Raw genomic sequence first — 13,509 nt, 5'->3', positions numbered from 1 at the left:
AAAAACACTAAAAAGTGATTCAATCAATTTTAGCCATTAAAACTTGAATAGTGGCTAAAATAGCTTTAAATTGTATATTTATTTTAGAGGGGTATATGCCATCACAAAAACAGCTAAATGCGCAGCTAATTGATGCTGCTAAAAAAGGACAGCTAGATTTTGTTCAGCAAGCTATACAGGGTGGAGCAATTATTAATACAATAGATGATGATTATGGGAGAACTGCTTTAATATGGGCTGCTGACAATGGTCAACTAGAGATATTACAATACTTGATAGAAGAGGGAGCAAATGTTAATGCAGAATCTCCGGGAAACATAACTGCTCTAATTCATGCTGCTGCCCATGGTCATCTTGAGGTAGTACAACTTCTAATAGCAAATGGAGCTGATTTAAATGTGAAACGTAAAGGTCAATTCTCTGCCCTAACATATGCTATTGTAAATGGCCATACGGAGATAGCAAAGCTTCTAACTAGATATCATTTAATAGCTAATCTTGATATGTCAATACCTCGCTTACCTATTCCTACTTGTATACCAGAGTTATCATCTTATTGGTATGACTGTAAGGATGAGCTCAATAAAATGAAGGAAGAAGATAGTGAATTATATAATTTTCTTGTAAGTAAGAGAATTAATGAACAGGTAAGAATTTGGACAGAGAGTGAGACAATACGAAATATTTCACAAGATAGATTAAATATAGAATACTCAATCTATGCTAAAGATTTAACAGGTAAAATAGAATTAGTGATATTTTTTCTTAACAACAGGGAAATAATCAATTCTTTATCGCGGTATTATAAGGTAAGAATTCAAACAATTGATCAGGTAAAAAGGCTACTTGATCGTTTCACAAGAGAACATGTAGAGCTTGAAGTAGAAATTGTTCCAGCACAATTAAACTTTAATACTCAAGAGTTACAACCCCCTAAACTAAAAACATTATCATTTGCACAAATGATTAACAATCATGCAGGATTATTTTCAGCTGCCAAAAATGGTCAATTAGAAACAGTAAGATACCTGATAGAAAAACAGAAAGAAGATATTAATTCAACAGATCACTATGGAAGAACTGCTCTAATGTGGGCTGCTGGAAGTGGCTATTTAGAGGTAGTAAAGTACCTGATAGAAACAGCAAAAGCAAATGTTAATGTGAAAGATGGCTATGAAAACACTGCTCTGAATTATGCTACTAGAAACGGGCATTTAGATGTAAAAGAATATCTGAAAAGTCATATACAAAAAGAGCTACGGAAGAAATACGTCTGCATTGGTGTTAGTGGTATAGTAGGTTATGTTGCAGGTATGACAATATCATGTTCTGCGGGAGCAGTGATTACAGTTTGTGCAGCATCAGCGACCGTTAGTCTAGCGTTAGGTGCAATGTTGGGTTATATGATTGTAGAAGTAAAAAAAGAGAAAGCAAACAAAGGTATAGCTTCTGCGCTTAAAGATGTTTTCACTATTCAAGCTCTAAGTAGAATAGCCTTATAGAGAGTGAAAGTAGGTTTATTGCTTAAGGTTGCATGATTGCCTTAATAACAATAAAAAAATAATAGAAGCAAAAGATATGGCTTGAAAATTTTCTAAGGTCTTCACTAAAAATGTCTCAACTTGACACTGAAATACAATTTGATTTAATTAATTCATATATGTAGTGTCAAGCACTAGAATGAGGAAATATGGATAAAAAAGTTAGAATAGAATCAGATAGCTTAGGAGAAGTAAAAGTACCAAGTGAACATTACTGGGGAGCGCAGACTCAGCGTTCTTTGGAAAATTTCAAAATTGGTACAGAGAAAATGCCAGAGTTTCTGATTAAAGCGCTAGCAATAGTAAAACTTGCAGCAGCACGTGTTAACATGAAGCAGGGTAGCATAGATAATAGAGTAGGGGATGCAATCTGCTCAGCTGCAAAGGAAATAATAGACGGTAAATTTAATAATCAATTTCCACTTGTTGTTTGGCAAACCGGGTCTGGAACTCAGACTAACATGAATATGAATGAAGTGATCAGCAATCGTGCAATAGAAATTTTGGGCGGTGATTTAGGTAGTAAGTCTCCAGTGCATCCAAATGATCATGTAAACTGTGGTCAGTCATCAAATGACACTTTTCCAACAGCAATGCATATAGCAGTAGCAGAGCAAATAAACCGCTTGCTTATTCCCAATCTTGAAGAATTATATAAAGCGCTAAATAATAAGGTTCATGAATTTAAAGATATAATAAAAGTAGGGCGTACTCATCTGCAAGATGCAACTCCTCTAACACTTGGGCAGGAATTTTCTGGCTATGCAGTTCAGATTAAAAAGGGAATAGAGAGAGTAAAGTCAACTCTGATCAATGTATATGAACTTGCACAAGGTGGCACCGCGGTTGGCACGGGAATCAATACTAAAAAGGGTTTTGCTGAGGATTTTGCTAAAGAAGTGGCAAAAATCACTAATTTTCCATTTATTTCAGCAAAAAATAAGTTTGAAGCACTAGCAGCAAATGATGCTTTAGTTGAGCTCAGTGGAGCACTCAATACAGTAGCAGTAAGCTTGATGAAAATTGCAAATGATATAAGGCTACTTGGTTCTGGTCCAAGATGCGGAATTGGAGAAATAATGTTACCAGAAAATGAGCCTGGCTCTTCAATCATGCCGGGTAAGGTGAATCCAACTCAATGCGAAGCGGTGACTATGGTATGTGCTCAAGTTATGGGAAATCATGTTGCCGTGACAATTGGTGGCTCAAATGGTCACTTTGAATTGAACGTGTTTAAGCCGGTGATAATTTACAATGTTTTGCAGTCTATAAGACTTTTAGCTGATGCAAGTTTAAATTTTGCAGAGAAATGCGTAGTTGATATTAAAGCAAACGAAGAAAGAATAAAGGATTTACTAAATCAGTCGTTAATGCTAGTTACTATATTAAATACGCATATAGGATATGACAATGCAGCAAAAATAGCGAAGCTTGCTTATAAAGAAAATATCACTCTAAAAGAAGCAGCAGCAAAACTTCAACTGCTCACTGAGGAGGAGTTTGAAAGGATAGTGAAACCAGAGGAGATGGTAGGTTAAACTACCACCTTTTTTAGGGTTCTGTCGCATTTGTAGGGAAGTAGAAAGAAGAATGATATAATTGTCTAAAGAAAAAGCAAAGATGTTTCGTATCAATCAAAAATTGTTGCCATATTTCAAAGGATTTAGCTTTTCAGCGGATGTTATAGCCCTTTTCATAATAGTGGGAACAAATGAAGGAAAGCAGAGTCGACAGCCTGGCGAAAAGATTTAAAAAGAGGAATGTTTTTCCTGATTCTGTTTTTATAGGAAACCAATGGTGCTCAATTTTATTGAAATCTGGAGAATATGGCGGTAGATACAGAATATCTACACCAACACTTTTGGCAAATTCAACAGTCTTTTTAGACTTATGAAAAGTTGCATTATCCAAAATCACCGTTTGTCCAGGATGTAAAATTGGTACAAGAAATTGCTCAAACCAGCCATTAAAAACCTCTGTATCACAATAGCCTTCGAAGGTCATAGGTGCAACGATTTTTCCCTTATTTAAAGCTGCAATCATGCTAACTCTCTGAGTTTTCTTACCTGATTTTAGTGCATTCTCCTTTTCTGCAATATCCATATAGGTAATCTTCTGTATTGTCTATACCGGATTCATCAATATATACCAAATTTTTATGGGACTTTGCCGATATGATTTTCAAAAATTGAGCTCGTTTTTCTTCGTTTCTTTCTTTATATCCATAAGTCTTTTTTTGCGTGTAAATCCAATTTTTTTTAGAGCTCTATGAATCGTTTGACGACTTATATTTCCCCAGAGTTTGGCCACCTCTGATTGTGTTTTACCGCCGTATTTTTTTATAAATTCTGCAAATGAATTCCAATCAGTGATTTTATGATTATAGCCTCTATTCCCCAGTTTCTTCGATTCCTGTTTCTTTCCGCCTTTTCTCCCATTTGTATAATGTTACTCTACCGATTTTGAACCTCTTTGCTACTGCTGTTTTACTCTCTCCTTCATCTAACGCCTGCATGGCTTTTTTCCTTAAGTCATAACTGTATGCTGCTGGCACTTTTACCTTCTTATTACCCTAAGTCTCTATTTTATCATGTTTCTACTATTATGAGAAGGACTATATCTGTATACATGAAATGTCGATTCTCTTTGAGCTATCGAGATTTGGAAGAAATGATTACTATAAAATTTAAGTTGTGTAAAGGATAAAAAGTTATCCTTTACACAGAGTTCTTTCCCAAATTAGCGATTCCAATCTATTTCTATATGGTAAGTTTAATATAGATTAATACTATGTAAAGCATAATTTTATGTTTACATGAATTTTTCTGAAAGTTCAATTTAGTATTAGCTTTTCAATATCGTCAACTGCAAGACCAGTGGATTCAGCGATTAGGTTAACAGTTACGCCAGCTTTAAGTAGATTTTTTGCTATTTCAATCTCTCTTGTCTTTTTACCTTCCTCTCTACCTTCTTCTTTAGCGTCATCAAGTTTTTGAGCGAGGACGGCTTTTTCATCACGAATACGCTTTATTTCTTGCTCATAGGCTATAAATTCTTTCTCTGACCAGTTAAATTGGTTTAGCTCTTCATATGCTTTTTTGATTATTACATCACTTCCTATTATTTTTTCTAGCTCTTCTTCACTAGTCTCATCTGCATATTTAAAGAAGTAGACCCATTTCTCGACTATATTTGAAAGTTGATCTTCCTTATTTTTTGGAAATTTTGGCAGTTCAATAAATGTAAAATAAAAATCTTTTAAATCGTGTTCATTAGTCTGTTCATCTCTAATAGTATGCTTTGATTTATACTCAGACTTATTTGGAAACAGAATACAATCTGCTATAGCAATGAAGATAATTTCTTTGAGATCATGATATTGATCACCTTTATCAGCTTGCCTTGAATACGCTTTAGCAGCGTAGTATTGAGCGCGTTTTTCAAATCCTTTAGTTTTTGCAACTTGGTCAGGTAAGGAAGCAATATTACTACTACTCCCTCCCTTAGAAACGCAGCATGCAGGTTTCCCCACACTACGCTTGAGTCCCTTATCTAAGTTCTTCTTTTCTCGAACCGGCTTGTCTTTCATAAATCCTCAGAATACATCAACTTTAGTGGTGACACTAACAGTAGAGAACCTTCTCTTGAAAAGGAGCTTGCTAACATTCTTGTTCGTTTTACTCTCTCATCAAAATACTTTTTCCATTTTAAGTCAAGGGGATTTGCATCCGCTCTGATTTTAACATGTCGTCTGATAGGTATATCAATCAGCTTTAGCAGTCTTAAATACCGTATCTCTTTTGGTTTGTTCTTGCATATGGGTGCAGCAAAAACCCATTGTCGTTGACCCATTACTTTGAAGTAACGATTCTTTATCCAACGTAATCCTTTACGAGGATGTCTTTTCTTTGCCCATTTCCATAAACTATGCCAAATTTCATTGTCGATTTTTCTAAACGCTTTTTTAGCACACACATGGTGATAGTAATTTCCCCATCCTCTCAGTAGAGAGTTGAGTGACTTAATTACTATAGCCTGAGTGTTCGCTATATTTGCTTTTATCAATGTACGTGCTTGATTAAGAAGTTTTTTAATACTTTCTTTCGAAGGTTTAATAATTAACTTCTTATTATATCTACGTACATTACAACCAAGAAAGTCAAACCCTGTTGTAATAAATGTAATCTTTGTCTTCTCTTCTGACAGAGCTAGACCTCTCTCATGAAGGAAAGATGATACTAATGGCTTAACTTCATTTTCCAGTAGTTCATGTGTAAAACCTGAAATAATAAGGAGAGTAGACCGGCGGAGCTTCCCCACCAGTCTCTCGCAGAACTGCACGGAAACCTCTCGACTTATACAGCTCCCATTATTTAGCCTTTTGATCCTAACCCAAGTGTCCAATGATAGAAAATACTTGGAGACCTCTTTCTCACTTTTCCTAGAAATTGCTTTGCTAGTCTTCCGTGATCACGAAGTTTCTTATATTTTGTCCTGACCCATCTTATGAGGTATCTCTCTATATTTCTGAGAGATGGATACATCTCTGATTTATAAAACCTGCCATAGTACTGAAACCAGCCTCTGACTATTGGATCTATTTTCTTCGATATTTCCTCTAGTGTGGTCCATGTAATCCGATGTATTCTCCATGACTTTATGGTTTTCTTGATCTTCTTCTTGGCTTTGTTACTAATTGCAGGTAGAAATGAGATGAAATAATTCCTCATCTTATTCTTTGCTACTCTAGGTCTAAAAGTATAACCTAGAAAATCAAAGCTTTGTTTAGGAAATTGTTCTTTTCTATCATCATCCTTACTGTACACAATCTGTGTCTTTTCAGGATGTAACTTCAATTTACACTTAGCCAATCTTTCTTCAATCATTACTTTCATAAATCCTGCCTGTCTTTTAGTTCTGCAGTGCACTATCGCATCATCTACATATCTTTCAAATGGTACTGTTGGATAATTTTGTTTCATCCACATATCAAACGCATGGTGCATAAATATGCTTGAAATGATTGGGCTTATTGAACCTCCTTGCGGAACTCCTTTATCCCTTGTTACCCTACTGCCATCTGCTTGCTGAATGGGGGCTTTCATCACTGCCATTAAGTTAAGGGAAAGAGAAGTTAAGATTGGACAAAAAATTTGAAGTGATTGATAATTATGGTAAATACTAGGGTGAATTTTTAAGAAAAGGGAGTCTGAAAAGTGCAAGTTATTTAAAAAAGTAATAATTGCAGGTTATTTTGCAAAGAATGTACTAATGCAATGATACTGAAAAGATATCTTGAATTTAAAACACATGTTTTCTAGCTCTTTTCTGGTAGTTGAGTGAACGAATATCAGATATCTTATGACGATCAACTCTTCTCCCTTTTCTCACCACTAAAGTGTTCATCAAAAATAACTGTGATAGTTGATCCATAATGCAGTCTATGTCTGACTCTGTAGAAAAAATATCAAAGGCTAAGTTTTTAATCGCATTAAATGAGACAGATTTATTGATGCTTTTTTTTAGTTTACTATTCTGTGAGCTCAATGTCTCTTCATCATCTTCTATCATGATACTTTCTAGATTACTGATGAAGATAGTTGACCAAAAATCCTGCTTGATAGTTTCAATACTTTTTCCTGTGAAATTCTCTAAATTTAATCTTCCCTTCAGCCTAGAAAAAAATGTTTCTACTCCCCAGCGCAAGTAATATAATCTCTCAAACTCTTCAACTGTAAAACGTTTCTCATCTAACAGAGATGTTACTAACACTTCAACTTCGCCAGAAGAAAGTATTATTTTGACTAACCTGAATTTCATCTCATCAGGTAATCCTAGCTTTCGTAGCTGTCTTGCTACTTTAATAGGTGCGGTAGACACTACCACCGTACTAGATGGGCTTTCCGGCTTAAACATAGCGTTTATTTCATTGAAAGACGAACTTGAACAGCGAATTATATAATTGATTTTCCTTCCTGTAAGCTCAGCAAGAAATCGATAAGATACGTATCCTCTATCACAGATTAACAAATCGTCTGATTTTATGGATTCAAGCATACCGATTGCTAAATCAACCTCATAGCTGTCACCTCTACTTAGCACAGATTTTATTGCAATATTATTTAGCACATCGTAACAAACTTCAAAGGTTGCACTTGTATAGTCTTCAAATCTCTGGATTCCATTCCATACTGCTCTTGAGCTAAACTCACCTATTATTTTGTCGCTCTTTGGCAGAATCAGTATTGAAGCATCAAATGCAAGTACTCTGAAGCCATGGTGGGTTTTAAATTCCTGATCTTGGTAGTATAGGGAAACTATATCATCATTTAACTCTGAAAACGCAGTATGTTTTAGCTTCTTTCTTGCTTGAGTAAATGCACTTGCCGTAATTGTATAATCTTTTCTTGTATGCAGAACAAACTCATTAAGCATCACTTGTAATGACTTTACACTCTTTCTAAAAATCAGGAGAAATACATTAACGAAGGGCAGCTTTCTTTTTCGTGAGAAGTCTTTTGAGGATGCTCTGTGTGCGTTTATAAAGTTTAAACTCATCAATTTATTTTTTATAAACATGATTATTCTTTTTTTTACTCATGTCATTACTTCTTTTAATTTGTGAATCTTACCTGATTTTATAATACAGTTCATCACTTTTCCTTAACTTAATGGCAGTGGGGCTTTCATCACTGCCATTAAGTTAAGGGAAAGAGAAGTTAAGATTGGACAAAAAATTTGAAGTGATTGATAATTATGGTAAATACTAGGGTGAATTTTTAAGAAAAGGGAGTCTGAAAAGTGCAAGTTATTTAAAAAAGTAATAATTGCAGGTTATTTTGCAAAGAATGTACTAATGCAATGATACTGAAAAGATATCTTGAATTTAAAACACATGTTTTCTAGCTCTTTTCTGGTAGTTGAGTGAACGAATATCAGATATCTTATGACGATCAACTCTTCTCCCTTTTCTCACCACTAAAGTGTTCATCAAAAATAACTGTGATAGTCGATCCATAATGCAGTCTATGTCTGACTCTGTAGAAAAAATATCAAAGGCTAAGTTTTTAATCGCATTAAATGAGACAGATTTATTGATGCTTTTTTTTAGTTTACTATTCTGTGAGCTCAATGTCTCTTCATCATCTTCTATCATGATACTTTCTAGATTACTGATGAAGATAGTTGACCAAAAATCCTGCTTGATAGTTTCAATACTTTTTCCTGTGAAATTCTCTAAATTTAATCTTCCCTTCAGCCTAGAAAAAAATGTTTCTACTCCCCAGCGCAAGTAATATAATCTCTCAAACTCTTCAACTGTAAAACGTTTCTCATCTAACAGAGATGTTACTAACACTTCAACTTCGCCAGAAGAAAGTATTATTTTGACTAACCTGAATTTCATCTCATCAGGTAATCCTAGCTTTCGTAGCTGTCTTGCTACTTTAATAGGTGCGGTAGACACTACCACCGTACTAGATGGGCTTTCCGGCTTAAACATAGCGTTTATTTCATTGAAAGACGAACTTGAACAGCGAATTATATAATTGATTTTCCTTCCTGTAAGCTCAGCAAGAAATCGATAAGATACGTATCCTCTATCACAGATTAACAAATCGTCTGATTTTATGGATTCAAGCATACCGATTGCTAAATCAACCTCATAGCTGTCACCTCTACTTAGCACAGATTTTATTGCAATATTATTTAGCATATCGTAGCAAACTTCAAAGGTTGCACTTGTATAGTCTTCAAATCTCTGGATTCCATTCCATACTGCTCTTGAGCTAAACTCACCTATTATTTTGTCGCTCTTTGGCAGAATCAGTATTGAAGCATCAAATGCAAGTACTCTGAAGCCATGGTGGGTTTTAAATTCCTGATCTTGGTAGTATAGGGAAACTATATCATCATTTAACTCTGAAAACGCAGTATGTTTTAGCTTCTTTCTTGCTTGAGTAAATGCACTTGCCGTAATTGTATAATCTTTTCTTGTATGCAGAACAAACTCATTAAGCATCACTTGTAATGACTTTACACTCTTTCTAAAAATCAGGAGAAATACATTAACGAAGGGCAGCTTTCTTTTTCGTGAGAAGTCTTTTGAGGATGCTCTGTGTGCGTTTATAAAGTTTAAACTCATCAATTTATTTTTTATAAACATGATTATTCTTTTTTTTACTCATGTCATTACTTCTTTTAATTTGTGAATCTTACCTGATTTTATAATACAGTTCATCACTTTTCCTTAACTTAATGGCAGTGATAGAAGCCTATCCCTTTTTCTTTGTTGAAATTACTTATCTTGCTGGTGCTGTTACCAATCTAACTGCTTTCGCAACTTCGTTCAATATTGTTGATGGATCTTTATTACTAACAAGTGTTAGATTACCCTCATTACTCATTATAGGATTACCATCACTATTTTTTTCACAAGCATTAAGTACACTTTGCTTTACTTCCTCAATTTGACTTGCCTTATTACTGTTTTTATATGCATACACAGGTGCAGTTATTAAAGCTGCTAATGCAGCAAGAACTACCAAACTAGCAACAAGTGGATGAGCAACTGCAAATGCAGACATTGCAGTAATAGCAGGACTAACAAGTGTTGCAGCCTTTGTTCCAACTGTACCAACAAAAGTTGCATAAGCTGGACTTAAGAAATAAGCAGCCGTAAGCGAAGCTACTGCTGCAATTGCTGCAAAAGTAGCAGCTGTTTTATACGGATGTTCTTTTACAAAATCACGACCCTTACCATAAACGTCTTGAGCTTTACTTTTGATTTTTTCTACTATCGGCATAACTATACTCCTAAAATATTAAAATTTCACTAAGGGGATAGTATGTGGCAAAAAAGAGTTACCTGTCAAGTAAATTAATTTATTTATACATTCTTATTCTGTAATTCAGCGCTTCTGCAATGTGTGCTTTCTTTACCTCTTCACTTTTCGCAAGATCTGCAATGGTTCTTGCGACTCTTAATACACGTGTATAGCCTCGATTGGAAATGTAATTTTCTTTCAGTACGTATTTTAGCAATTCTAACCCTTCCTGATCTGGTTCAGTGAATTTATTTAATGCTTCACCACTGACTTCTGCATTGCAACGAATATTAAATTTACTATAACGCTCAGTTTGAATTTTTCTCGCTGCTATCACCCTTCCTCTTATAACCTCGGTACTTTCTCCCTCCACAGAGATTTCAGGAGAAAGTATGCTAACGTTTGGCATTTCAATGCATATGTCTATTCTATCAAGCAAAGGTCCTGATATTTTATTTCTATAATCTGTGCCGCATTTTGGAGCTTTGTTGCACGATCTACTTGCATCACCTAAGTAACCGCACCTGCAGGGATTCATTGCAGCTATAAGTTGAAAATTAGCTGGATAAGTAATGTGAGCATTTGCACGTGCAATAGTAACTTTTCTATCTTCAAGTGGTTGACGTAGAGAATCAAGCACAAGCCTTGGAAATTCAGGTAGCTCATCAAGAAATAACACACCATTGTGAGCCATGGTGATTTCCCCAGGCTTTGCATTTTTCCCTCCTCCTATCATCGCTGACATCGAGCATGAGTGATGAGGTTCACGAAAGGGACGAGTTACTTTAAATGTTTCGTTACCGGCTTTTGTTATGCTAGAGATAATATTAACATCAATCATCTCTTGTTCAGTCAAATCGGGTAATAGCCCTATAAATCGCTTAGCAAGCATTGATTTTCCAGTACCAGGAGGTCCAACAAGAAGCATATTGTGTCCACCTGCTGCTGCAATTTCAGCTGCTCTTTTTGCAACAACTTGACCTTTAATATCCTTTATATCTGGAACTGAATTTTTTTCTTTGGGTGCAGCGCTATAGTTAAAAGTTACCGGCTGAATTAACTGCTCACCCTTAAAATGTCTGATAATATCGGTTAATTTCTCTATAGCCAGAATAGAAACATTCTTTACCCATAAAGTACTCCATTTCCCCTTGGGCAAATTACTCCTTTATTTACCTGTTTTGCACTGATTGCTGTTGGAAGTACTCCTGAGATTGGTATGACTCTGCTGTCTAGTGCAAGCTCGCCCATAATTATATAAGACTGAACTTTTTCAACTGGTATCACATTCATTACAACAAGTAATCCAACAGCAATAGCTAAGTCATAATGACTACCTTCTTTAAGCAAATCCGCAGGGGAAAGATTAACCGTAATCCTTTTTGGAGGTAACAGAAGATTGATTGAATTTAACGCTGCTCTGATGCGCTCTCTGGATTCTGCAACAGTTTTATCCGGCAGTCCAACAATATTGACTACTAGTACAACATTGCATAATTCTATTATGGCTATTTTGATCAAAATGTGCAAGATTTTTTATGCGAAATACTATATACAAGTGATTGTGATTGATTTCAATTTGATGAATCAACATTCTAATAATATTTTGTTTAGTCTGCCAATCCACTTGATCAAGCTTTGACTCAACGCTTGAGGAAAAGTTTTTCAAGCTATCTGTAACAAGGCTCAATTCTTGTTGTAGTTTTTTTTGATCAATCGTTCTTTCTTTCTCTTCTTCAATTTCTTTCAAATGCTGTTTCATTGTTGTGATTCTTGGTTCAAATTCTTCTTGGCTTATAAACCCTTTGGCATAGCTATCAATAAATTTTTTGATACTTAATCTTAGCTTACTTTCTTGCTTTTCACGTGTTTGATTATGTAAAGGTTTTTTGTTCTCTGATAATCTACGTTGATATTCATTTGCAATCCTATCTGGCTTTTTCAAGATACTCTTGACTTCTTCCCATATCACTCCATCTAATACATCAGTGCGTATTGATTTATTATCGCAGATTTTATTGCCATTGAATTTGCTAGAGTTTGTACCAGAGCAACGATAGTAATAATATGTCGACTTTTTATGAACGTGGTTTGTACCACAATAAGTATATTGACAACGTTGACATACCATTAAACCTTGCAATAAATATGTTTCTCTTCTTTGTCGTACTCTTGCTCTTTGTCTATTTTCAGCTAATTGTGTTTGCACTGAATCAAATAAATTTTCATTGATTATTTTTGGTACTGGAATATAAGTCCAGTTCTCTTTATCACTGTTAAAGCGACCACTTTTAAGTTTACCACAAGTTCCTTTTTTTGACTTTTTTACTTGTGGTTTTGAGCATGTCCTAGTTTTACCATAAGCTGCTTGTCCTATATAAGCAGGATTTTTTAACATGTTCCAAATAGTGCTCCTTTTCCAATACCTTTTTCCTGTTCGTGTTATTACCGGTATCTTATTCAGTTCATGTACAACTTCTCCTATACTTGCTCTTTCTTGGCCAACCCAACTAAATATTTTACGCACTATATTTGCCTCTTCTTCATCAACCTCAAATTTAGCACTTCCTTCACCTACGTGTTTTGCTATGTAGCGATAACCGTAAGGCGCCCTACCCATCACACTTATACACCCAGCTTTGGCCGCATGAAGTTTACCTCTACGGTTTCGTTCCATAATCTTTGCACGTTCATACTCTGCTATTGCTCCCTGAATCTGTAGAAATAAATGGGAATCAGGATTATCATCAAACTTATGATTCAAAAATACTATTTCAGATCCAGCCTTTTTAAACTCTTCGAGTAAGATCATTTGATATGAAAATTTCCGTGATAGCCGATCAGGTGAATGAATGTATATCTTATCAATCTTACCTTCTGCTACTCTATCACGTAAACTCTCTAAGCCAGGACGTTCTAAGTTTGATCCACTGTAGCCATTATCGATGAACCTATGCTCATCTAATAACTCATGTTCATCGCTACTAATGCGACGCTCCAATTCTACAATCTGACTCTCTATCGTATTCTCTTGTGCTTGTTGTCTTGATGAAACTCTTGCATACAAGCTTACCGTTGTCATTTTCTTTCACCTCCTTAGTTCTATATTTCAATAATTGTTCATAAGCATCTGCCAAATATGT

9 protein-coding genes and 2 pseudogenes are annotated in these 13,509 nt (G+C 35.1%); 2 read left to right on the top strand and 9 right to left on the bottom strand.

The window, feature by feature from the left end:
- The first annotated feature begins 95 nt into the window (after nt 1–95).
- Complete coding sequence (locus ABWU45_RS05110) at nt 96–1,502, top strand: ankyrin repeat domain-containing protein (protein WP_353278063.1); 1,407 nt, start codon at nt 96–98, stop codon at nt 1,500–1,502.
- 188 nt (nt 1,503–1,690) lie between these two features.
- On the top strand, nt 1,691–3,079 hold the full coding sequence (gene fumC / locus ABWU45_RS05105) for a class II fumarate hydratase (protein WP_264683365.1): 1,389 nt from the start codon (nt 1,691–1,693) through the stop codon (nt 3,077–3,079).
- A gap of 155 nt (nt 3,080–3,234) precedes the next feature.
- On the opposite strand, the pseudogene ABWU45_RS05100 reads toward fumC, so the two are convergent.
- The 9 genes and pseudogenes from ABWU45_RS05100 to ABWU45_RS05060 form a co-directional block, all read right to left on the bottom strand.
- Nucleotides 3,235–4,095: pseudogene (locus ABWU45_RS05100) on the bottom strand (IS630 family transposase).
- Between the two features lie 279 nt (nt 4,096–4,374).
- Nucleotides 4,375–5,130 carry an Rpn family recombination-promoting nuclease/putative transposase gene (locus ABWU45_RS05095; RefSeq protein ID WP_353278062.1) on the bottom strand — a complete coding sequence of 252 codons (756 nt, stop codon included), beginning with the start codon at nt 5,128–5,130 and terminating at the stop codon, nt 4,375–4,377.
- On the bottom strand, nt 5,127–5,861 hold the full coding sequence (locus ABWU45_RS05090; RefSeq protein ID WP_353278061.1) for a group II intron maturase-specific domain-containing protein: 735 nt from the start codon (nt 5,859–5,861) through the stop codon (nt 5,127–5,129). Before ABWU45_RS05090 ends, ABWU45_RS05095 begins: the two co-directional genes overlap by 4 nt.
- 53 nt (nt 5,862–5,914) lie before the next feature.
- Nucleotides 5,915–6,655 carry a reverse transcriptase domain-containing protein gene (locus tag ABWU45_RS05085; RefSeq protein WP_353278059.1) on the bottom strand — a complete coding sequence of 247 codons (741 nt, stop codon included), beginning with the start codon at nt 6,653–6,655 and terminating at the stop codon, nt 5,915–5,917.
- Between the two features lie 187 nt (nt 6,656–6,842).
- Nucleotides 6,843–8,120: an IS4 family transposase gene (locus ABWU45_RS05080; RefSeq protein WP_353278057.1), complete on the bottom strand. Its 1,278-nt coding sequence runs from the start codon at nt 8,118–8,120 to the stop codon at nt 6,843–6,845.
- Nucleotides 8,121–8,427: 307 nt separating this feature from the next.
- Nucleotides 8,428–9,705 (bottom strand): IS4 family transposase, encoded by a 1,278-nt coding sequence (locus tag ABWU45_RS05075; protein WP_353277926.1) that lies wholly within the window; start codon nt 9,703–9,705, stop codon nt 8,428–8,430.
- A 136-nt stretch (nt 9,706–9,841) separates the two neighbouring features.
- Nucleotides 9,842–10,345 (bottom strand): hypothetical protein, encoded by a 504-nt coding sequence (locus ABWU45_RS05070; RefSeq protein ID WP_353278056.1) that lies wholly within the window; start codon nt 10,343–10,345, stop codon nt 9,842–9,844.
- A gap of 79 nt (nt 10,346–10,424) precedes the next feature.
- Nucleotides 10,425–11,899: pseudogene (locus ABWU45_RS05065) on the bottom strand (YifB family Mg chelatase-like AAA ATPase).
- Nucleotides 11,817–13,448, bottom strand: a complete 1,632-nt coding sequence (locus tag ABWU45_RS05060; RefSeq protein WP_353278055.1) for a recombinase family protein — start codon at nt 13,446–13,448, stop codon at nt 11,817–11,819. Before ABWU45_RS05060 ends, ABWU45_RS05065 begins: the two are co-directional and overlap by 83 nt.
- Nucleotides 13,449–13,509 lie beyond the last annotated feature (61 nt).

This window comes from Wolbachia endosymbiont (group B) of Longitarsus flavicornis (assembly GCF_964028135.1).
Classification (GTDB): domain Bacteria; phylum Pseudomonadota; class Alphaproteobacteria; order Rickettsiales; family Anaplasmataceae; genus Wolbachia.
Note: the sequence above shows the minus strand (reverse complement) of the source record. Positions and strands in the feature narration are given on the sequence as shown.